Raw genomic sequence first — 20,410 nt, 5'->3', positions numbered from 1 at the left:
CAGATTAGGAGATTTATTTTATGCGCTTTTCTTCAGCAGTGCAGGCAAAACGATGATATCAGCAATTAAAGCGGTCAGGACGGTAAAAGCACAAAGCAGGCCAAAGGTGCTCACGGAAATTACCCCACTCATGCCCACTACGAGAAAGCCACAAACCAAGGCAATAGTGGTAGAAAACAGTGCTCCGCCAGTATAATTCAAAGCGTGATCTATGGCGCCTGTCACGGGGATGCCTGCTGATCGTTGTTCCCGGTATTTACTCATCAAATGGATCGTATCGTCCATCGCTACACCTAGCATGATGGGCGCCAGCATAGCATTAGCCGCTTCCAGAGCGATGCCAAATAAAGCCATCACGATAATGGTGAGAAAAATAGGGAGCAAATTGGGGATCAGAGCCAAGAGGGTGGTTTTTAAATCACCAATAAAGTAGAGCAGGATGACGAAGGCCATCAGAAAAGCAAGTCCGAAAGATCGGAACTGGGTTTGTAAAATAAACTGGTTCAACTGCGCAAACAGGGCAAGAAAACCATGCACTTGTAATTCATAATCGTTTGGATCAAAAGCTTGAGCAAAGTCGTGGTCAATAGTAGCGAGGAGTTCTTCCAGTTGTTTGGTTTTGATTTCCCGAACATTGGCGGCGATGCTTACTTCCGAAAAATCTTCAGAAAAAAGAGAGAAGAAAGGGTTGGCATTGTCGGGCTGTGCTTCCAGCAGGTTGGGCAAGTTGACGGGGTTGAAGACGGCCAGTGCAGAACGGCGGTTTTCCAGAAAGGTCTTAAAGTTGATAATAGAAATAGGTGTGGCGAGGAGGGGATGCTCGTCTATTTTTTGCTGAAAAGCCGCTAGTTTTTCCAGGTCTTCCTGGTTGAGCAAAGTCTCACCATCGCGTTTGCGAATATTGATCTGGAAACGGGCATTTCCACCAATTTTAGCTTCGATCGCATGGAGGTCCGTTTTGGCTTTGCCATCGCCCAACATGTTCAGGGAGTCGGTGTTGACTTCCAGCTCAAAGGCAGCGAATATGCCTCCGATGGCAACGAATCCCGCCAAGGCCAAAATGAGGGGCGCACGGTGAGTAGTCCAGCCATTGATGCGTTGGACCATACCGCTGATATTGATCTTACGAACACGGGCTTCGAGTTTTAGGCTGCCAAGCCAATAAAAACCGATGGCCGTCACGATGTAGACCAATACAAAGGCCAGTAGCATTCCCGCAAAGGTGAAAAGGCCCATTATCTTAAAAGCGGGCAATGGTGAAAAATAGAGGGCCAGGTAACCTATAACAGTGGTGAGGGTAGTGAAGAAGCAGGGCTTTAGACTCTTTTGCAAGGCTTCCACAATTTGCTGTTGCCGTGCTTGTTGGGGATGTTCCTTTACGTGCTGGTGAAAAATATTGATGACGTGCACGGCGTCTCCCACACTGTAAACCATGAGGATGGTAGGAATCAACATGGAAATCAGGTTCAAGGAATATCCCAGCCCCGTCATGGCTCCCATCAAGATGCTAATGGGAACCACAATGGCAACTAGCGCAATGGGCACGTAGAGCCAATGAGGCAGTAAGAAAATCAGCAGCAGTAAGATGACAATGACGGTAGTGACCGCGAAAAAATTACTCTCCTTATAGATGGTATCATTGAAAGCCTCATTAAGGATGGGCTGACCCGAAATTCGGGCATTTGGAGCAACACCATAGATGAGGTCTTCAATGCCCGTAACGATTTCATTGCGTTGACCTTCAATTTGGTCAGTAGGGTTCAGTTGGACATAAAAGAAAAGGTGTTTGCCATTGCTGGTCAACAACTGTGTCTTGATTGCGGGCAGCTCTGCCAGCAGTTGATCTATTTGCTCGGGGGTGCGGCCAGGTTGGTAGACTGGGCGGTAGTAGATTTTTTTATTCGAATAAACGGGGTAACGGGCATTGGCCAGACTAAAAGTAGCGGTGACGTTAGGGAGTGAATCGATCTGCTGGTGCAATGCTTGCAGGAGCTGGATGGCAGTATCCTTGAGTGCTTCCTTCACAGGAAGCATAGCGATGATGATTTCGTCGGATCCTCGTTCTTGCTGAAATTGCAAGTAATCTTGATAGTCCGCATTATCCTCTAAAAACCAGATCGATATTGCGTTATTGATCCTTAAATTGACGGCGGTAGAAAGGGCACCTGCAATGGTTAAGAGCAACAATAAAGCCGCAATAAACCACCGAAATCGGATGATGGAAAGGAGGCTGCGCTGGAATATATTTGTAGGAACCATTAAGAGATGATTAAATATACGCTTAAAGAAAATGCTCACTTCCCGCTAGCACAAAACCTCCATAGCGCCCGTGATGTGCCAGTGATAAAGACAAGGGGGATTGCTTGTTTTGATAATAAACGAAGGGCCGTCCTTGTTCATTTTTTTGAATGCTTAGGTCTGCTGGCGACCATTGAAAGCATTGTTCAAGGTGCTTGTACACAAGAGATCTCGTTGCCTCCGATAAAGTGGAGCAAGGAAGCGCGTCAACTTTACGGAGGAGGAGCTTTTTTTCTTCGGGCAATGTCCAACTGTGGATGAGGTCGCCCTTCAAGAAGGTGTGTACGGTGTAGCAATGTCCCATGATTTGTACGCTGCTGGTATAAGGAAGATGACTACTTTCTCCATCAGCTGCTGCGTGGTGTAAGCCCGTTTCTTGAACTTGCTGGAAACCTTGCACTTCAATTTTGTTGGGAAAAAAGCTGCGTTGCTGGTGCTCACTGGCCCATCGTTTGTAAGCGGCTTCTTTACAACTCCATAGCAACCACACCATGGCCGTTGGTCTGTGGGCATCGGCAATCAATTGCTGTTCTTCCGGCGTGAAGATTTTAGCTAGATAGCGCGGCCGCCGCCAGTTGCTCTCCTGCCGGGCTTGTCTAAGGTCCACAATGTCGTTCCCGATCACTTGACCTTGTCTTCAATAATCGCCAAAGCAGCGCCTACCGTGAGCATTTGCTCCATGGCTTCGTCTTCGATCTCAATGTCGAATTCATCTTCTACGTCGAGGATGATGTCTACGAGGTGGGCGGAGTTGATTTTTAGATCTTTGATAAAATCGGTGTCTTCATTGAGGTTTTCCAGGGCTGCTTTTTCCTGTACGTAGGGTGCTACGATGCGTTTGATAGTGGCAATTCTTTCTGTTTTATTCATTCTTTTTTATTGGTTCTCTGACCATACAAATGGTTAGAGACGGTATTTTTTTAATAGTAAACAGGCGTTGACATCACCGAATCCAAACCCTGCTTTCGCAATGATGTTTACGGGAATATCTTCTCGCTGTTCGCGGACAATTTTTTCGCTAGGTATGATTTCCAAAATTTCTGGATGAATGTCTTCACAATTGATGGAAGGAAACACAAAATTATGGTGTAAACCCAGCACGGCGGCTACACTTTCAATGCTTCCGGCAGCACTGATACAGTGTCCAATCATAGCTTTGAGGGAATGAATATACGGAAAGTCTGCTCCCTTTCTACCCAAGGCTGCTGCCCAGTTTTGTATTTCTTCGGGGTCTTTGATGGTAGCGGTAAGGTGGCCGTTGATGAGGTCTACTTCGTTGGCGTCGACGCCGCTATTGCGTAAAGCGTCTTTGATGCAACGTTGTACTGCCCTCGAGTTGGGTGCCGTCATGGTGCCACCCTGTCTTTGGCCGCCAGCATTGATCGCACCACCTAGTACTTCAGCGTAGATGGTTGCTCCGCGGGCTTGGGCGCTACTCAAGGTTTCCAGCACCAAGGCCCCGGCACCACTGCCCGGCACAAAACCTGCTGCGGAGGCACTCATTGGGCGAGAGGCGGCCTGGGGGATATCATTGCTGCGGAAGTTCATCACTTTCATTGCGTCAAAGCCTCCCCAGATGTAGGGGCCGCTGTCGCTGGTGCTTCCGGCCAGCATCCGTTTGGCGTGGCCGTTCGCTACCCGTTCGTAAGCCATCAAAATCGACTCTGTTCCGGTGGTGCAGGCCGAGGAGTTGGTGGTCACTTGGTTGCCCAAACCCAGCATTCCCCCCAGGTAGGCACTCACACCACTGGCCATGATCTGGGGAACGGAGGTGCTACCCAATCGTTTTACTTTTCCACTGTCGAGCAGGTAAGCGGCCTCGCGCATTTTTTCTACCCCGGAGCTGCCAATGCCCATGACAATGCCGCTGTCCCAATCGGGTACTTCTTCGTTTACCTCCAAACCAGCATCGGCCCAGGCATCCATGCCCGCTATACAACCGTAGAGGATCCCGGAGCTGAGGAAATTGCGCAACATCAAAGGCGAAAAATACTGCAACTTTAGCTCTTCACTTATCTCTGGCGCTCCCCCAATACAACACGAGAAATTCATTTCCTGGAGCGTCTCGTAATAACGAATCCCGGATTGCCCCGCCCGAATGGCTGTCGTAAATGCTGCTTTACCCACACCATTGGGTGCCGCTACGCCTACTCCCGTGATGACGACTCTTTCTTTCATAATTTTTGTTGCCGCAATTAACTATAAATACCTTTTTCTGAAATAGCGAGGATTTTCATTCGTCACTTTTTTAAACGTACGATTAAAATAAGACAAGCTTTCAAATCCTGTTTGATAACAGGCATCACTAACACTCTTTCCAGACATTAAAAGACGCTTCGATTGACTTATACGATAGCGGTTTAAAAACTCAATAAAGGTATAATTACTTACTTTCTTAAAGTATCGGCAAAAAGCCTCTTTAGACATGTTACTGATTGCTGCTACTTCTGATAACGCTATTTTTTTATGATAATTTTTATCGACAAAGGCATAGATATTTCTTAACCTGCCTTGCTCTCTTTCACTAAATTTATTACTGTAAGGTTGTGTATGTAATAATTCAGCATCAGGAGCATTTGCAAGCAGGTCTAACACCTCTAGCATTTGAATATACTGCTGAAAGGCATTTAACTGTTCAAAGTGAAATAGTTTTTCCCCGATTTGTTTTTTAATTCCTCCTCTAAATGCCAGACCATATTTGGACTTGTTAAATAATTGAGTAAAGGGAGATAACTCGGGTACCCGATTAACATGAGTCTCAATAAAATCTTTTTTAAAGTGAATTACTACTTTTCTATATTCCGTCTTGACGCCGTAATCGAAGTTTAAATGAGGGATATTTGAGCCAATCAAAACCAAATCATTCTGTTCATAAGTAGATATGTGATCTCCTACATGTCGAGTACCTGTGGCTGCTTCAATATAGACCAATTCATACTCAGGATGGAAGTGCCAGTAACATAAATCACTCAGGCGTGGATTGAACATCATACTAAATGATTTATCCTGACTGGTGATGGTTTCGAGCTGAATTTTCATATTCTTTCACAATATTTGAATATTAGCATGGTCAAAAACTAAAATTAATCAATATTGTACAACTTTTTGCTAAATGTCGTAAAATTCCCAATAAAGAAAATGCTCAGCTTTGTGTTATACCCGGCACGAAGTGGTTTGGGTAAATTATTCAACCAAAAATTCGGCTGTTATGAAAAACACCAATCCAACGATGTCCACCACAATGGTTCCCGACAATCAACACAAGGATATTCCCGGCAATCCTTCTACTGCCAAAAGTAGCAATGTACAACTGAGAACAGCGGCTACGGAAGATACGCTAAAGGTACTAACGAAGGACCAATGGAGTTTTTGGCTAGAACAGGGTTACGTGGTTATCAAAAATGCTGTTCCTCGTGAACAAGCAGAAGCGACGGCTGCCTTTCTTTGGGAATTTGAAGGCAAGGATCCAAATGATAAAAACACTTGGTACACAGCCCCTCGTGCCGAAATGAAGATGAAAGAATTGGCAGGGACGGGCATGGTGGAAGTCTATAATAACCAACACCTTTGGAATAACCGCCAAACAAAAAAAGTGTATGAGGCATTCGTAGATATTTGGGGAACGGAGAAATTATGGGTAACGATAGACCGAGCCAATCTTAACTTTCCCATGCGTCCGGGGTATGAATACAAAGGATTCATCCATTGGGATTACGATCCTGATACTAAACCCCAAAATGTACAAGGGGTACTAGCATTAGCCGACCAAACGGATGAAAATATGGGCGGTTTTCAATGTATTCCTTGGTTGTTTAGAAATTATGATGCTTGGAAATTAACACAGCCTGAAGATAGAAATCATTTCAAACCAGATACGACTGGCTTGGAAGACAAAATTGTGAAAGTGCCGCTGGAAGCAGGTGACTTGTTGATTTTTAACAGCTCCGAACCCCACGGTATTCGTCCCAATCATTCGGAGGATAAAGTGAGAATTGCGCAATACATCTCCATGATGCCTGCTCAAGAAGATAATGAAGCGCTGAAAGAATGGCGCGTTAATTCTTGGAAAAATCGCATCGCCCCTGAAGGTTATGCCTTCCCTGGAGATCCTCGGAATTGGGAGCAAACAAAATACGAAAGAGCTGAATTATCCGATTTAGGAGAGAAATTACTGGGCTTGAAAAAATGGTAAACTTGTCTTTAGTCAAAGAAAGCTAACCTCTAATTTCCGGAAAAGTGAGACTCCATTTTTTGGAGTCTCACTTTTGGTGTTTAAAACAAAACGAAAATCAACTAACATGCAATTTTTAGATTTCTCAATCATTGCCATTTATTTTGGATTTATTCTTTGGATAGCCAAATGGGCTTCTGAAAAAAAAGGGGATGAGACTTTTTCATCTGTTGATTACTTTTTGGCAGGTAAAAATCAAGGTTGGGTAGTCATTGGTGCATCGCTTTTTGCCTCCAATATTGGTTCAGAAATCATTTTAGGAGTGTCGGGTGCTGGTGCAAGAGCCAATATGCCGATGGCTAATTTCGAAATATTAGCTTCCTTGGTTTTGATATTATTTGGTTGGGTATTCGTTCCTTTTTATTTACGGACGGGGGTTTACACCATGCCTGAATTTTTGGAGAAACGGTATTCGAGAGCTTGCCGCACTTATTTATCGGTCGTTTCTGTTTTGGCATACATTATTACCAAGATATCGCTGATCATATTTGCTGGGGCCTTGGTTTTTGAAGTTTTGGGAATCCCTTTTTGGACTGGCGCGATTATCACGGTTGTCGCAACAGGTTTTTATACCGTGCTTGGTGGACTAAAAGCGGTGATTTATACGGATATGGTTCAAGCATTTATTTTAATACTGGGAACAGCTGTAATTTCAATTTTTGGTTTGTACCAGTTGGGCGGTTGGGACGAAATGATCAACACTATTGCGTTGGCCGCACAAACGGAAGGCAACCCTTCCGTTGATCGTTTTTTTAATTTATGGCGACCGATGGAAGATACAGAGTATCCGTGGACGGGTATGTTGTTTGGTGCTCCGATTTTAGGGGTTTGGTATTGGTGTACAGACCAGTACATCGTACAACGGGCGTTATCGGCCAAAGATGTCAGCAGTGCTCGTAAGGGGGCTTTGTTTGCCGGTTATTTGAAATTATTACCGGTCTTTCTCTTCTTTATTCCGGGAGTGATTGCTTATGCTTTGCTGCAAAAGGGGATGATTAGTTATTCGATGGATAATGCAGACCAAGCTTTACCTGCCTTAATCACTCAATTTTTGCCAAGCGGTTTGAAAGGCTTGGCAATAGCTGGGTTATTGGCAGCTTTGATGAGTTCTCTCTCTTCTGCATTCAATTCCAGTTCCACTTTATTAACGATTGATTTTTATCAAAAACACCAACCTGATGCATCTGAAAAAGACTTAGTTCGCTTTGGGAGGATTGCAACCATTGTTTTAGTCGTTGCAAGTTTAGGTTGGATTCCCTTTATGAATGCTCTCATGGGCGGAGGGATTTTTCATTACCTCCAAAGTATCCAAGCTTATATTTCTCCACCGATTGCCGCCGTTTTTCTGCTTGGTTTATTTTTTAAGTGGATAAACGCTCGTGGTGCAATTGTTACGTTGTGGACAGGATTTGTTATTGGTATTTTCAGATTGGTCATGGAGTTTATGTCGAATAATAAAAGTATCCTCGTTGCAGAGGATAGTATTTTAGGTTATTTTCTGGGAATCAATTTCTTACATTTTGCTTTGTTTTTATTCCTTTTCTGCGCTGCTGTTTTAATGATCGTAAGCAAAATGAGTATTCCTCAAACCGAAGCATCTTTAGAATTGGTAACTTTTCAAAGAGATACCAAGACTTCTACTTTCAAATGGACGACTGACGTAGTATTGACCCTTGTTTTGGTAATCTTGGTTTTAATCCTCTGGGCCGTTTTTAGTCCGATTGGAGTGGGGTGATTTTTCAATGGTTAAGAAATTGAGGCTGGGCACAGTGTTAATTACGAGCATTGTCGCCCAGCCAAATTCTGGGTTGGAAGACTATAATTTGTAGTATGCTCAAAAAGATTATCTGGCTGAACCAGTTTTGTCCTAAAAACCACCAATCCAACCATCAACTGCTCAAAGTCGGAAGTCGGAAGTGGGAAGTCGGAATTTTAAACCGCACTCCGCACCTGAAAAGGTGTAAGGGTTGGAATGTCTTGTCCTGAAATAGGTTTACACAAAAGATGGTCAAAAACCATCAACCATCAACCACCAAAACCCTTACACCCTCCCCATCCCCGCCAATACCCCCTTACAAACCAACTCCCCTGCGGCATTGTGCATTTCAACCTTACATTTCAATTTGCCGAATCGGAAATATTCTTTCGTCGCCTGCACTTTCACCTTTTCTCCGGGATAAACGGCCTTGTAATAATCGACCTCTTGGGAGGAAAAGGCAAGGCCGGGTTCCAGCCCTTCGGCTATTTTGTCGCGTAGCAGGTAGATGCCCATACATACCAATCCGATCTGCGCCATCGTCTCGGTGAGGATGACGCCCGGCGTGACGGGATGATCTTTGAAATGCCCCCGGTAGAAAAACGCATCTTCGGGGTAGGTGTAGTACCCCACCACCTCGTCATCGGTCACCACTTCCAGCGTATCCACAAAGAGGAAGGGCTCCGAATACGGCAATAATTTTAGGATCGTTTGCTTGTCCATTACCTTATATGTTCTCCGCCATCTACCGGGATGACGGCACCATTGATCCAGGCGGCCTCGGGTTGTACTAAAAGCCCTACGACACGCGCTACATCTTCGGGCTGGGTGAGCCGACCGAAAGGGTTGCGTTGCAGGCTGTGAGCTTTGAGCTGTTCGCTGCCGGGGATCATCCGCAACGAGGCGGTATCAGTAGTGCCAGCTTGTACACAATTGGCCCGAAAGCCATAAGGCGCAAACTCCAGCGCGATATTCCTCGTGATGGCCTCCAGTGCCGCCTTTGCTGCCGATACGGCGGCGTAGTTTTGCCAGGCTTTGCGATTACCCTCGCTGGTGAAACTGATGATGCGGGTATCCTTGCCAAACAATTTCGACTCGTAGAGGGCTTGCACCCATTCGTACAGACTGATGGCCATCGCTTCGATGGTCAACTGGAAATCATCCTGTTGCAAGCGTGGACCATCTTCCGAAAGCATCGGTTTGAGGTTACCCTTGGCGATGCTGTGCACCAGTACACCGATGTTCCCTTCTGCGGGCAAAATCGTCTTTAGTTCGTCAAAGACAGCTTGCCGCTTTTCCGGCTTCATGGCGTCTACGTTAAAGGTCCTCAAGCTCACACCCATCGCGGCGATCTCTGCGAAATGAGCGTCTACCTCTCTCATTACCGATTTGCGATCGCGGTGAACGATGGCCAGGTTCCAACCCAAGTGGGCCAGTTCTTTGGCTGTCGCCAGCCCCAGACCTGAAGAACCTCCTAATATGATCGCCCAGTTTTTCATTGGTGCTTTTATTTGTAAGTGAGCGTATAAAAATAAGGTGATCCAATTTGGGTTTAGTAAAAAAAGATAAGCAACCGACACTCCTCCTACCACTCCAGCAATACCCGCTGCGCGGAAAACCCGGGGCCAAAGCTCAGCATCAGTCCCTGCTCTCCTTTGGGGATGTCACGTTCGAGGAAGCGTTCAAGGACATACAGTACCGTCGCACTCGACATATTGCCGTAAAGGCGCAACACCTCTTTTGTATCATCAATATTTTTTCCCATCGTGCCAAAAAGGTCTTCCACAATCTGGACGATCTTTTTGCCGCCAGGGTGAAAGACCAGGTGGTCAATTTTCTCAATCGTACTGCCCGCTCTCGCCAAAAAAGGGTGGATGATATCCCCAAAGTGGGCTTCAATGGTATCGGGTACCGACTGGTCGAGGATCATGGCCAAACCGGAATTTTTGAGGGCAAAACCCATCATGTGTTGTGCGTCGTAGAAGTGGTACATCTCTTCGTGCAGAATACTTGGCCCTTCGTCATCAGGATGGGAAGACAGCAGGACACAAGCTGCGCCGTCGCCAAAGATTGCTGCGCTAACGACGTTGACCATCGAAAAATCCTCCTGTTGGAAAGTCGCCATGGGTGACTCTACCGCTATCACGGCCGCTCGCTTTCCCGGGTTGGCCTGGAGGAAATTCTTGGCGTAAATAATGCCCGACACGCCCGCCGCACAGCCCATTTCCGTCACGGGTAGGCGCACAATGTCTTGCCGCATATCCAGCCGGTTGATCAGATGGGCATCTACCGAGGGAATCATGAAGCCCGTGCAACTGACGGTGATAATGTAATCGACATCTTTGGGTGTCCAGCCAGCCTTGTCCAGTGCTTTGGTAAGACAGGCCTCACTCAATTCGATGACACCTTTGATGTAGCGGTCGTTGTTTTCCGCAAAGGTGCGCGGCAAAAACATCTCCTCGGGAGGGATGATCGAGTAGCGATGATCAACGCCTGCGTTGCGGAAAATTTTCACCACTTTGCGCTGAAAGCGTTCGTCCTGCCCGTGCAGCCAGTGCTCGATGAAGGGGACAATCTCCGCCGTACTCCGGGAGTAAGGGGGTAATTGTTTGGCAACCGTGGTTATTTTAACCATGAATTTCAAATTCTTTTTCGCCGAAAAGCCGATAGGAGGAGCTGTTGAAGAAAATTCCAAAAGCGATCCTGGCGACATTGGGGCGGTTTATTATGCTGTCTTTTTGTCTGTCCACAAAATCCACTGGTAGCGGAAGGCCCAGCACCAGCGGAGTCGGCTCTTTTTGAGTGGGAGCTTTTCCGTTATTGCCAACAATTCTTTTTTCTTAAACCCACGGAGGATGGAGGTTAGGCCATCTTCTCTGATCATTCTGTTGGGGATGAACAGGGTGATAAGGTTGAATAAAAAGTAAGCGAGATGACTACGGTGCAAATCATTGATGACAATACCCAGCTTGGCCTGCCTACTTAATAACACCAACAGATTTTGTAGGTCTTCCGTTGCGAAATGGTGTAGAAATAAGGTACAGAGTACGACATCATAGTTGCCTTCTGCTAAAAAGGGAGAGGGAATCATCTCTGCCCGGTAGCTGATCTCTGGGAAATTTTGCGATAATTTTCGTGCATAATTCACCGTAAAGGCGTTGCCGTCAATACCGATCAACTCCACTTGACGGCCGGTTTTTCTGCCCCATTTTGCCACTAATCGCAGGAGATCGCCATTGCCACAGCCTAAGTCGAGGATACGCAAAGGCACCGAGGTGGGTTGGCCCTGTAGCAGTGCTTTTAATCCTCCTAGCGTAACGCTATTGCCGCCCAACCATTGATTGATAGTGGCGATTTGATCAAGGGAGGAGCGCAGAAGCTCACCCTTCATTTCGAAATCATCCATGATTTCGGTAGCCTGGCTCCGGTGGCGTGTTTTGCTAAAGATCATCAAGTAAGAAAGGAATATTTTGGGGGAATGTTTGATGGGCGGGCTGGTTTATTTCACAAAGGTGCTGTGTTAAGAGGTGTAAGGGTTGGAAAGGTGTAAGCGTGTAAGGGTTGCTCCTTTTCAAGTCGGAAGTTTTTGAACCATCAACCAACAACTGCTCAAGGTCGGAAGTCAGAAGTGGGAAGTCGGAATTTTTAAATCACACTCCGCACATTACCGCACCCCGCACCGAAAAAGGCACTGTGTTAAGAGGTGTAAGGGTTGCTCCTTTTCAAGTCGGAAGTTTTTGAACCATCAACCATCAACCACTTCCCCATGCGTCTGCCGAATAAAAAACGGTAACATACCGGGCAGGATTGTCAGCAGAGAAATAGAGGCTGCGAAGAATTGGGGGCGGTAAAACAGGGCGTTGAAGGCCCGGCCGAAGAGGAGCCGCTTGCGAAATTGCTGTTGCCACTGTGCGGAATAAGCGGCTTCTAATCGTTGGCGATCCGGGTGCTTGCTGGTGAAATACTGGAGGATTTCCTGGGAAAGCAGTTGCGCACTGGTGATGGCCATGCCCATGCCATTGCCACAGAGCGGGTGGATCATCCCCGCCGCATCGCCGCTCATGAGGACGTGTTCGCAGACATTCTCCTTACGGGCAAAAGAAATCTGACTGATGGTCAGCGGGCGTTCAAAGAGCGGTGTGACTTGGTGGAGGATCTCGTTGAGTAAAGGGTTTTTACGGACCACTTCCTGCTCGTAGGTCGCCAGATTTTTGTAAGTCTTGAACGTGTTGTAATTGGCCAGGTAGCAGATATTGATGCGACCTTCTTCTACTTTGGACACCCCACAGTACCCTCCGTCAAAGTTGTAAAGCGCGACCAAATCTTCGGGGAAATCGCCCGCGTAATGCGCTTTGACGCCCAAATAAGGGGCATTCTTTTGCATAAAGGGGCGATCCAACGCCACATCAAGTTTGGAGCGTTTGCCAAAAGCACCAATCACCAGCGGTGCTGTATACTCCTGACCAGAGCGCGTGCTGACTGTAAATTGATCCTGATTGAATTGTACGTCTTCCACGGTTTCCTGTAAGATTTCGCCCCCTTGTGCCAGCACCAATTTATAGAGCTCATTATCCATCCGATAGCGACTCAATCCGAAGCCTCCCAGTGGTAAAGGAGCCTCCACGGTTTTTCCCTCTACGGTACTCAACAAGCAGCGCTCCATCGCCGTTGCCCCCAGCGCAAAGGGATCAAACCCCAGGCTGTCGAGATAGGGGAGGACCTCATTGGAAATATACTCCCCACAAACTTTATGGCGTGGGTATTCCCCTTTTTCCAGCAGCCGCACATGCAGGCCAGCCTTGGTGAGGTGCAAGGCATTGGTGAGGCCAGCCAGGCCACCGCCGAGGATGAGAATGTCGCTGTGGAGGGGTGTGGGCACGGGCAATAATGGTTTTCATTTGAACAATGCTTTGACCATAAAGTTAACGGTAAGATTTTTTGAGCAGCATATTGTTACCACCTGAAATCCTTCAAATACCTTATCTTTGGAAATAACCCATTGGTATTTCTTTTCAAGAATAAACAACCCCAAGATTTAATGAAACACACCCCCATCGGCCGTTCCGGCCTACTGACCACTCCACTCACCTTAGGTTCCATGCTCTTTGGTGAAAAGAGTGAGCGTACGACGCCTGAACCCGAAGCCAAGCGCATCATGGATCATTATCTGGCAGCGGGTGGTAACCACATTGATACCGCCAATGTCTACGCGGAGGGGCGTTCCGAAGAGATCATTGGTCGCCACCTGGGGGGCAAGCGCCAGCGGGTGATCCTGTCGACCAAAGTTCGTTTCCCGATGGGGGAGGACCCCAACCAGAGTGGTCTGTCGCGTTTGCATATCATGGAAAGTGTCCACGATTCGTTACGGCGACTCCGCACCGATTACATTGATCTCTTGTACCTGCACTGTTGGGATCCCATCACACCGCTGGCCGAAACGCTGCGGGCATTGGATGACCTGGTGAGCAGCGGCAAGGTTCGCTACCTGGGCATCTCCAACTTCAAGGCCTGGCAATTGATGAAGGCGCAAGGCATGGCCCATGAGGCGGGTTATTCTCCCTTTATCGCAGCCCAGTACCAATACAGCTTAGTGAAGCGCGACCTGGAATACGAGTTTGCCGACCTCTGTGCCACCGAAGGTTTGGGCCTATTGCCCTGGGGACCACTGGGCGGTGGCTTCCTGTCTGGCAAGTACAGCCCTGATCAAGCACCTACTGAAGGCCGTATCGCTACCACCGCCGACCATACGGAAGAAAGCTGGGAGCGCCGCAACCAGTCCCAAAATTGGGAGATTCTCAGCGTGGTGGATGAGATCGCCAAAGCTCGCAACAGCTCTCACGTAGCGGTGGCTCTGGCGTGGTTACTGCACAAAGAAATCGTTCCCTCCGTCATCATCGGCGCACGTACCTTTGTACAACTGGAGCAAAACCTGGAAGCTGCCACCATGGAGCTAAGCACCGAAGAAGTCGCTCGCCTCGACGCAGTGAGCACGCTGCCGGAGTTGTATCCTTATCGAATGATTGAGGCTTACGGAGGGAGGTAAATAAAAGGAGAACACCTTCAAAAACGACAACTTGGATGGTTTTCAAAGAAACTAACCATTGAAAGACTTATATTCAACACCCAGAATGATCTTCAAATGAACAGGCGGAATTTTTTAGAGAAATCAAGCATCGTAGGCGCTGCTGCGCTGCTCACTTTGCCAACATGCTCTTTTTTCAACAAGCCTAAATACAAGCTGGGCTATCAGCTCTATTCCATTCGGGATGAGATGGCCAAGGACCCCATTGCTACCCTGAAAACTTTAAAGGCGATGGGGTATGAGGATTTTGAAACCTATGGCTATGAGCCCGAAGAAGATACTTTCTATGGCTATAAGTCTGCGGAATTCAAGAAAATTCTTGATGATATGGAGCTCTCGGTGGCCAGCGGGCACTTTGGCTTTTCTCCCTTTCTCCAGGAATCGGATGATGCACTAAAGCGTTTTGTGGATCAGTGTATCAAGGGCGCTAAAACGGTGGGAATGCGTTACATTACCTGGCCGTGGATTGCTCCTGAGCAACGGACCCTCGATAATTTCAAACTGATGTCAGGAAGGCTGAATGGGATAGGAGAGCAGGTCACTGCGGCGGGCCTTGGCTTCGCTTACCATAACCACGGCTTCGAATTTGAGGATCACGATGGAGAAAATGGATTTGATATTATTTTAAAAGAAACCGATCCCGCACTCGTCAAGTTGGAGATGGACATGTATTGGGTAATGCACTCTTCTAATTATACGCCGAAGGAGTTGGTGGAAAAACAGCCGAAGCGTTACGTGATGTGGCATATCAAAGACATGGACAAGGTTTCAAGAGATTATACCGAATTGGGGAACGGGTCTATTGATTATCTTGATTTACTTCCCGATCCTGTTGCTTCTGGCCTGGAGTTTTATTTCATAGAACAAGGAGGCAACTACGCTCATAATTCCATCAAAAGCGCCGCTGATAGTGCCGAATACTTCAAAAGGAATTTACAGCAATTCTTATAGAAGAGTTTCCAAATCTATTTTGAAAAAGAAAATTTACCAATGCTCACAAACATCCACCCCAAACTCCCCATGCGCAACAAAACGCTGACCCGCGACTACTACCTCAACATGTTGGGGTTTGAGTTGGTCGGGAGTGCAGATTATGAAGACTATCTAATGGTAAAAAAAGACCAGATAGAGCTTCATTTTTTTGAATTCAAGGACCTCAACCCTAAAGAAAATTACGGACAAGTCTATTTCCGAACGGATAATATTGATGACTTTTACCAATCCTTACTGGCAAAAAAAGTGCCCATTCACCCCGCAGCACCTTTACAGGTGAAACCCTGGGGGCAAAAAGAATTTGCACTGTTAGACCCAGATAACAATCTGCTTACTTTTGGGCAGAGCGTTTGAAAAACTCCTACAAAAACACGAAACTATGCAAGCACCCTGGTCAATAGATGAATTACAAAATATCTGGAAACTGGTATCCAAGTTACATGATGGACAAAAGTATGGCGGCCAGGAGGAGGGCGAGGACGTAGAATACCTCAACCACATCGGAAGCGTGACCTTCGAAATGCTCAATGCCATCAACGTAGAACCAAGTCTGAATGTAGGATTGGCCATCAAATGCGCTATGCTGCACGACTCCATTGAAGACACCGAATACAGCTACGAAAAAGTGAAGGCCGCGTTTGGAGAAGAAGTGGCCAAAGGCGTTTCAGCGCTCACCAAGAATGAAGGACTGCCCAAGGAGGAGCGGATGATGGATAGTTTGCAACGTATAAAACAACAACCCAAAGCCGTTTGGGCCGTCAAGATGGCGGATCGAATCTCCAATTTATCTGCTCCGCCCTATTATTGGGACAATGAGAAGAAGGCCAATTACATCGCAGAAGCCAGGTTGATTCTCGCTGAATTGAAAGAGGGAAGTCCGTATCTAGCAAGTCGCTTAGAAAAGAAAATTGATGATTATCATAAGTATTTGCATATTTAATTAACCCTCAAAATTTTATCATCATGCGCCCTTTCAAAACGCGTTTACGCAACACGGTCATTGGTTTTGGCCTACTATTTCTATTGCTGGTTATTGCTAGGCTGATATATGGATATGTCTATTATCCGGAAAATGAGATCACCTACTATGATGGTTCTAATGGCAGTGTAGCCCAGTCCGTTAGCAGAATGGATAACCTGATGGTGAATGTAGCTTCTTCCAGTTACGAGTATAAAAAAGCCGATGTTTCACAAGCGCAAGCACCTACTACGGTTCAAGTCGATCAGAAGTACGAGAAAACGGCAAATATTAGTGCCAGCAGTACCGCTTTTAGCGAAGATGAAGCCAGTATCAAAGCAGCTATTGAAAAAGAAAATGGAATTATCCAGTACCAACAAAAATCAGGGAATGAAGGGAGCCGAAAGCTGAGCCTCCAAATTGGTATCCCTCCTACCGCATTTGATGGTTTTGTAGCCCACTTGCAAGCCAATTATAAGATCAATTCCATCAGCATTGTTAAGACCGATAAGACCAACGAATACCGTGAGTTAAATGCTAAACGTCTCACCCTCAGCAATACCCGTCAATCATTGATGGAATTGAAAGCTAAAGGTGGAAAAATTGAAGAATACATAAGTTTGGAAAACCGTATTCTGGAGATCGACGGGCAGCTACAGGCATTGGGCGTACAGCTAGGCAGCTTCGATGCTGAGAATGAGTTTTGTACCGTTAAGTTAGACCTTACAGAAAGGAGGGTTCGCGAAGTTTCGTTTACAAGCCGTCTCCGTACCGCTTTCACATGGGCCATTGAACAATATTTTATGTTCATAGGAATGCTTCTGCTTACGACGGCTGCCGCTTTCTTTTCCCTAAAGATTTGGGATTGGGTAAAGGAGAAGATGTAAGCAACGTGCATTACTGCCGCTTTTGAAAAAAATGAACCACATAAGACGTATAAGTTTCTTTCTTTCAAATACTTATGTGTCTTATGTGGTTCAGATTTCTTCCCACTTTCTACTTCCTCGCTTTCACATAAAACGGAATATTCGCATGCCCCATATGGTTTTGCCCATCGGCAACAGTCACCAAGATACGGTAGGCACCTTCCGTTTCGGGAGCAGTAAAGCTGATCGCTGCCTGATTGCTTTCGGTGATCAGGCCTTCCAGTGATGGAGGAACCGACTCGTGGTCGCCACCATCTCCAAGGTCAGTGCTTTCAGGTTTGATTTCGTAGTGGTACGTAAGTGCATCACCGTCTGGGTCACTGGCAAAGACCTCACTCGTATAGGACTTTCCAGCTTCGAGGTAGATATTGCTAGCGGCCATTTGCCCATTTAGTAAAAAGGAATCCAGCTGTGGGCTGCGGTTGTCGGGCCAGGTATCGTTCCAGAGGTAGTGCATCACATCTACAGAGGCCGTTTCTTCACCGTCGGGCATAAACATGCCGTACCAGGTGGGCGTGCGTTCCTGCTTTTGTCCCCAGAGGAAGACGTAAGAGCCTACGCATTGGTCGCGGTTGGGGAGGATCGCCTGCTGGTAGCGTTCGAGGTAGAAGTTGGCTTTTTGGGTGCTGTTGTTTTCTATGGGAGCTTCCCAGGCGGTGGTGCCTACTTCCCAGTGGCCAGTAGCTCCCCATTCCGTTACCATGTAGGGGCCTGTCCAGCCCGATTCGGTCACCTTTTGCTTGAGGTTGACGATGTCGGCGTACATCTGAATACTGAGCAAGTCGAGATCGGAAGCTCTTTCCTTGATATTATCTACGAGTTCCTTATCAATACCCGCTAGCGTAGAAGTGGTAAGATGGTTAGGATCTACTTCGTGGATGTATTCCGAAATCTGGTTGACGGCATCCCAAACTTTAGGGTTGGTAGCTCGCAGGTTGAGTTCGTTGCCAATGGCCCAAATGATGAGTGCCGGGTGGTCTTTGTAAGCCTGAATTTCGGTCTTTATTCTTTCGAATTGTTCCTTGACAGCGGCTTCATCATTGTAGTCAAAGCCGTGTCGCTCACGGGCTACCTCAATGCCCATGGTAACCAGTAAGCCGTTGGCCTGTGCCCGATCGAGCACCTCTTGCCCGCTGGATTGACCATTGTCGGTGCGCCAGGTACGGAAGGAGTTACCACCGTGTTTGGCAAGTGCTTCTACGTTGCCAAATTCCAAGCCTGCTCCTTCAATAAAAAAGGGTTCTCCATTGACAAAGAGTTGATAATTACCGTCCGTTTGGCGAATTTCGGCTTTAGTGATGCCCGAATTGGTAGCTGTTGTTGGTTCCGGTGAGTTGCATCCTTGCAAAATGGCAAGGGCAAACAGGAGTATACTTAATCTTATCACAATCATTAGTTTTTTATAAAAAAAAGCCCGCATTATAGGGATTTGGGCTGCTTTGCACCCTTATGGTAGAAGGTATAGGGAATTGGTTTCCTCAGAGAGCACCCAAATCCCGCTACCTTCTACTCAAAGTGGCGATGCCATCGCTGCGTGTCCCTTAGCGACTTTTGACATTTTACCGAAAGTTTAGCTTATCGCTTACTTTACCAATTGTCGCTCAAGCTCTTCCAGCGATTTACCTTTGGTTTCAGGTACGACTAACACGATAAAGATGAGGCCTATTAGGCCAAATATTCCATAAATCATGAAGGTGGTGCCTGTGCCAAGTGTTGCCAGCTCCCAGGGAAAAACCAGCTGTACGAGGAAGCTGACGGCAGAGTTGATCAATCCTACAAAGGAGATAGCAAGCCCTCGTACCTTATTGGGGAACAATTCGGAAAAGAGCACCCACATCACTGGCCCGATCGAGACCGCAAAGGAAGCGACAAAACCGAGAATTCCTAACAATACTATGGTGGGGTTGATATTTATGGCTCCTTTGAGTAGATCCGATTCGTAGGTACCTGCGGCATCACCAATGGCTGCTGAAAGGGAGGCTTTATAATCCAGGTCATTATCAAAAGTAGTACCGACAATAGTGGCCAGTGCATCTTTATTGACCTCGGCAGGTAAACTGCTTACAGCTGTTTCGGTGAGGGTATAAGTAGCAGTATTGAAACTGTAGGCCAACAGGAACATACAGATGACGATACCAGCCATACCTCCAATGAGCAAGGGTTTACGCCCTAGCTTGTCAATGAGTGCGATGGCAATTAAAGTGAACACCAAATTGATAAGACCTACATAAATGGCTTGTGAGAAGGAGGCGTCGGTACCAATCCCTGATTGCTCAAAGATCATTGGAGCGTAAAAGAAAACGGAGTTGATCCCCGTAATTTGTTGGAGAACACCGACCACGATGCCAATCGTAAGCACTAGCATCATGGATTTTTTGAAAAGCTCGCTGAGTGGAGCTTCTTGCTTATTGGTGTCGGCGTCAATGGCCTTCTTAATTTCCGACATTTCCTCATTGGCTACTTGTGGACCGGTAGCCTTACTCATTACTTCTAGTGCTTCATCGAACTCTCCTTTCATGACTAACCAACGTGGACTACGCGGCACAAAAAACAAGCCTAGGAAATAGAGAACAGCAGGAATTGCTTCGATGCCAAGCATCCAGCGCCAATTCCATTCATCAAATTTGAGTGTCTGCACCCAACTGGCATCGGATTTGCCCCATTGCAGGATTAAATAGTTGGTGAAAAAGGCCACAGAAATACCCAGAACAATGTTCAACTGGTTGAAAGATACCATCCGGCCACGTATGGCTGCCGGTGAAATTTCAGCAATATACATCGGGGCAATAATCAAGGAAGCTCCTACGCCAAAACCACCGAGCATCCGGGCGAGAACCAGCGTCACGTAGGAAGGGGCAATTGCGGAAAAAATAGCCGAAAGTGCGTACAAAATAGCCGCTATTTTGAGGACTTGGCGACGCCCGATTTTATCGCTGAGTGGCCCAGCTACCAACATGGCTAAAGTAGCAGTAAGGGTAAGCGAACTTACTGCCCAACCTACTTGCAGTTTAGTAAGGCTGAACTCCAGTTCTATAAATTTATTCACGCCAGAAATTACCGAAGCATCAAAGCCCATAAGGAAGCCTCCAAGTGCAACGATGAGGGCCGTAGTAACGATATAGGAAATATTCTTGTTCATCTTTATGGTTTAGATTAGGAACATGAA

At 46.7% G+C, this 20,410-nt stretch carries 19 protein-coding genes; 7 read left to right on the top strand and 12 right to left on the bottom strand.

From position 1 onward, the window contains the following. Positions 1 to 18 precede the first annotated feature (18 nt). From AB0L18_RS01265 to AB0L18_RS01245, 5 genes are read right to left on the bottom strand one after another with little or no spacing between them, the layout of a single operon-like run. The gene (locus tag AB0L18_RS01265; protein ID WP_367390776.1) at positions 19 to 2,259 is read right to left on the bottom strand and encodes an RND family transporter; all 2,241 of its coding nucleotides are present in this window, start codon (positions 2,257 to 2,259) and stop codon (positions 19 to 21) included. Positions 2,260 to 2,281: 22 nt separating this feature from the next. Further along, positions 2,282 to 2,923 carry a 4'-phosphopantetheinyl transferase superfamily protein gene (locus AB0L18_RS01260; protein WP_367390775.1) on the bottom strand — a complete coding sequence of 214 codons (642 nt, stop codon included), beginning with the start codon at positions 2,921 to 2,923 and terminating at the stop codon, positions 2,282 to 2,284. After that, complete coding sequence (locus AB0L18_RS01255; RefSeq protein ID WP_367390774.1) at positions 2,920 to 3,168, bottom strand: acyl carrier protein; 249 nt, start codon at positions 3,166 to 3,168, stop codon at positions 2,920 to 2,922. Before AB0L18_RS01255 ends, AB0L18_RS01260 begins: the two co-directional genes overlap by 4 nt. A gap of 33 nt (positions 3,169 to 3,201) precedes the next feature. Further along, a complete protein-coding gene (locus tag AB0L18_RS01250) occupies positions 3,202 to 4,476 on the bottom strand; it encodes a beta-ketoacyl synthase (RefSeq protein ID WP_367390773.1) in 1,275 nt (424 codons plus the stop codon). Between the two features lie 21 nt (positions 4,477 to 4,497). Then, complete coding sequence (locus AB0L18_RS01245; RefSeq protein ID WP_367390772.1) at positions 4,498 to 5,337, bottom strand: AraC family transcriptional regulator; 840 nt, start codon at positions 5,335 to 5,337, stop codon at positions 4,498 to 4,500. Positions 5,338 to 5,506: 169 nt separating this feature from the next. Here AB0L18_RS01245 and AB0L18_RS01240 point away from each other — a divergent pair, with 169 nt between their 5' ends. Together AB0L18_RS01240 and AB0L18_RS01235 are read left to right on the top strand one after the other, a co-directional pair. Next, positions 5,507 to 6,490 (top strand): phytanoyl-CoA dioxygenase family protein, encoded by a 984-nt coding sequence (locus AB0L18_RS01240; protein WP_367390771.1) that lies wholly within the window; start codon positions 5,507 to 5,509, stop codon positions 6,488 to 6,490. A 106-nt stretch (positions 6,491 to 6,596) separates the two neighbouring features. Next, a complete protein-coding gene (locus AB0L18_RS01235; protein WP_367390770.1) occupies positions 6,597 to 8,264 on the top strand; it encodes a sodium:solute symporter in 1,668 nt (555 codons plus the stop codon). A gap of 306 nt (positions 8,265 to 8,570) precedes the next feature. Here the strand turns inward: AB0L18_RS01235 and AB0L18_RS01230 are convergent, their stop codons facing one another. The 5 genes from AB0L18_RS01230 to AB0L18_RS01210 form a co-directional block, all read right to left on the bottom strand. Continuing rightward, a complete protein-coding gene (locus AB0L18_RS01230; protein WP_367390769.1) occupies positions 8,571 to 9,008 on the bottom strand; it encodes a 3-hydroxyacyl-ACP dehydratase FabZ family protein in 438 nt (145 codons plus the stop codon). Further along, positions 9,008 to 9,784: an SDR family oxidoreductase gene (locus AB0L18_RS01225; protein ID WP_367390768.1), complete on the bottom strand. Its 777-nt coding sequence runs from the start codon at positions 9,782 to 9,784 to the stop codon at positions 9,008 to 9,010. Before AB0L18_RS01225 ends, AB0L18_RS01230 begins: the two co-directional genes overlap by 1 nt. Positions 9,785 to 9,870: 86 nt before the next feature. Further along, complete coding sequence (locus AB0L18_RS01220) at positions 9,871 to 10,920, bottom strand: type III polyketide synthase (protein ID WP_367390767.1); 1,050 nt, start codon at positions 10,918 to 10,920, stop codon at positions 9,871 to 9,873. 90 nt (positions 10,921 to 11,010) lie between these two features. After that, positions 11,011 to 11,736 (bottom strand): methyltransferase domain-containing protein, encoded by a 726-nt coding sequence (locus AB0L18_RS01215; RefSeq protein WP_367390766.1) that lies wholly within the window; start codon positions 11,734 to 11,736, stop codon positions 11,011 to 11,013. A 294-nt stretch (positions 11,737 to 12,030) separates the two neighbouring features. Next, on the bottom strand, positions 12,031 to 13,164 hold the full coding sequence (locus AB0L18_RS01210; RefSeq protein WP_367390765.1) for an NAD(P)/FAD-dependent oxidoreductase: 1,134 nt from the start codon (positions 13,162 to 13,164) through the stop codon (positions 12,031 to 12,033). Between the two features lie 159 nt (positions 13,165 to 13,323). Between AB0L18_RS01210 and AB0L18_RS01205 the strand changes: the two genes are divergently transcribed. The 5 genes from AB0L18_RS01205 (at position 13,324) to AB0L18_RS01185 (ending at position 17,205) form a co-directional block, all read left to right on the top strand. Then, positions 13,324 to 14,328 carry an aldo/keto reductase gene (locus AB0L18_RS01205; RefSeq protein ID WP_367390764.1) on the top strand — a complete coding sequence of 335 codons (1,005 nt, stop codon included), beginning with the start codon at positions 13,324 to 13,326 and terminating at the stop codon, positions 14,326 to 14,328. Positions 14,329 to 14,424: 96 nt separating this feature from the next. Continuing rightward, complete coding sequence (locus AB0L18_RS01200) at positions 14,425 to 15,318, top strand: sugar phosphate isomerase/epimerase family protein (protein ID WP_367390763.1); 894 nt, start codon at positions 14,425 to 14,427, stop codon at positions 15,316 to 15,318. Positions 15,319 to 15,357: 39 nt separating this feature from the next. Continuing rightward, entirely contained in the window at positions 15,358 to 15,714 is a 357-nt protein-coding gene (locus AB0L18_RS01195; RefSeq protein ID WP_367390762.1) for a bleomycin resistance protein, read from the top strand. A 25-nt stretch (positions 15,715 to 15,739) separates the two neighbouring features. Further along, the gene (locus AB0L18_RS01190) at positions 15,740 to 16,300 is read left to right on the top strand and encodes an HD domain-containing protein (RefSeq protein WP_367390761.1); all 561 of its coding nucleotides are present in this window, start codon (positions 15,740 to 15,742) and stop codon (positions 16,298 to 16,300) included. 23 nt (positions 16,301 to 16,323) lie between these two features. Further along, positions 16,324 to 17,205, top strand: a complete 882-nt coding sequence (locus tag AB0L18_RS01185; protein WP_367390760.1) for a DUF4349 domain-containing protein — start codon at positions 16,324 to 16,326, stop codon at positions 17,203 to 17,205. A gap of 109 nt (positions 17,206 to 17,314) precedes the next feature. On the opposite strand, the gene AB0L18_RS01180 is transcribed toward AB0L18_RS01185, so the two are convergent. Together AB0L18_RS01180 and AB0L18_RS01175 are read right to left on the bottom strand one after the other, a co-directional pair. Further along, positions 17,315 to 18,637 (bottom strand): glycoside hydrolase family 2 TIM barrel-domain containing protein, encoded by a 1,323-nt coding sequence (locus AB0L18_RS01180; protein ID WP_367390759.1) that lies wholly within the window; start codon positions 18,635 to 18,637, stop codon positions 17,315 to 17,317. A 189-nt stretch (positions 18,638 to 18,826) separates the two neighbouring features. Next, positions 18,827 to 20,383, bottom strand: coding sequence for a sugar porter family MFS transporter (locus AB0L18_RS01175; protein ID WP_367390758.1), 1,557 nt, complete (start codon positions 20,381 to 20,383; stop codon positions 18,827 to 18,829). Positions 20,384 to 20,410: the final 27 nt, after the last annotated feature.

It is taken from the genome of Lewinella sp. LCG006 (assembly GCF_040784935.1).
In the GTDB taxonomy this organism is placed as follows: Bacteria; Bacteroidota; Bacteroidia; order Chitinophagales; family Saprospiraceae; genus Lewinella.
The sequence above is the reverse complement of the archived record's forward strand: the minus strand, read 5'-3'. Positions and strand labels throughout refer to the sequence as shown.

What these genes read in the sequence shown, in the direction of transcription:
- AB0L18_RS01235 (WP_367390770.1), top strand. Translation starts at nt 6,597, where the DNA reads ATGCAATTTTTAGATTTCTCAATCATTGCCATTTATTTTGGATTTATT.
- AB0L18_RS01240 (WP_367390771.1), top strand. Translation starts at nt 5,507, where the DNA reads ATGAAAAACACCAATCCAACGATGTCCACCACAATGGTTCCCGACAAT.
- AB0L18_RS01230 (WP_367390769.1), bottom strand. Translation starts at nt 9,008, where the DNA reads ATGGACAAGCAAACGATCCTAAAATTATTGCCGTATTCGGAGCCCTTC.
- AB0L18_RS01225 (WP_367390768.1), bottom strand. Translation starts at nt 9,784, where the DNA reads ATGAAAAACTGGGCGATCATATTAGGAGGTTCTTCAGGTCTGGGGCTG.
- AB0L18_RS01250 (WP_367390773.1), bottom strand. Translation starts at nt 4,476, where the DNA reads ATGAAAGAAAGAGTCGTCATCACGGGAGTAGGCGTAGCGGCACCCAAT.
- AB0L18_RS01195 (WP_367390762.1), top strand. Translation starts at nt 15,358, where the DNA reads ATGCTCACAAACATCCACCCCAAACTCCCCATGCGCAACAAAACGCTG.
- AB0L18_RS01245 (WP_367390772.1), bottom strand. Translation starts at nt 5,337, where the DNA reads ATGAAAATTCAGCTCGAAACCATCACCAGTCAGGATAAATCATTTAGT.
- AB0L18_RS01255 (WP_367390774.1), bottom strand. Translation starts at nt 3,168, where the DNA reads ATGAATAAAACAGAAAGAATTGCCACTATCAAACGCATCGTAGCACCC.
- AB0L18_RS01205 (WP_367390764.1), top strand. Translation starts at nt 13,324, where the DNA reads ATGAAACACACCCCCATCGGCCGTTCCGGCCTACTGACCACTCCACTC.
- AB0L18_RS01200 (WP_367390763.1), top strand. Translation starts at nt 14,425, where the DNA reads ATGAACAGGCGGAATTTTTTAGAGAAATCAAGCATCGTAGGCGCTGCT.
- AB0L18_RS01190 (WP_367390761.1), top strand. Translation starts at nt 15,740, where the DNA reads ATGCAAGCACCCTGGTCAATAGATGAATTACAAAATATCTGGAAACTG.
- AB0L18_RS01175 (WP_367390758.1), bottom strand. Translation starts at nt 20,383, where the DNA reads ATGAACAAGAATATTTCCTATATCGTTACTACGGCCCTCATCGTTGCA.
- AB0L18_RS01185 (WP_367390760.1), top strand. Translation starts at nt 16,324, where the DNA reads ATGCGCCCTTTCAAAACGCGTTTACGCAACACGGTCATTGGTTTTGGC.
- AB0L18_RS01220 (WP_367390767.1), bottom strand. Translation starts at nt 10,920, where the DNA reads ATGGTTAAAATAACCACGGTTGCCAAACAATTACCCCCTTACTCCCGG.
- AB0L18_RS01215 (WP_367390766.1), bottom strand. Translation starts at nt 11,736, where the DNA reads ATGATCTTTAGCAAAACACGCCACCGGAGCCAGGCTACCGAAATCATG.
- AB0L18_RS01265 (WP_367390776.1), bottom strand. Translation starts at nt 2,259, where the DNA reads ATGGTTCCTACAAATATATTCCAGCGCAGCCTCCTTTCCATCATCCGA.
- AB0L18_RS01180 (WP_367390759.1), bottom strand. Translation starts at nt 18,637, where the DNA reads ATGATTGTGATAAGATTAAGTATACTCCTGTTTGCCCTTGCCATTTTG.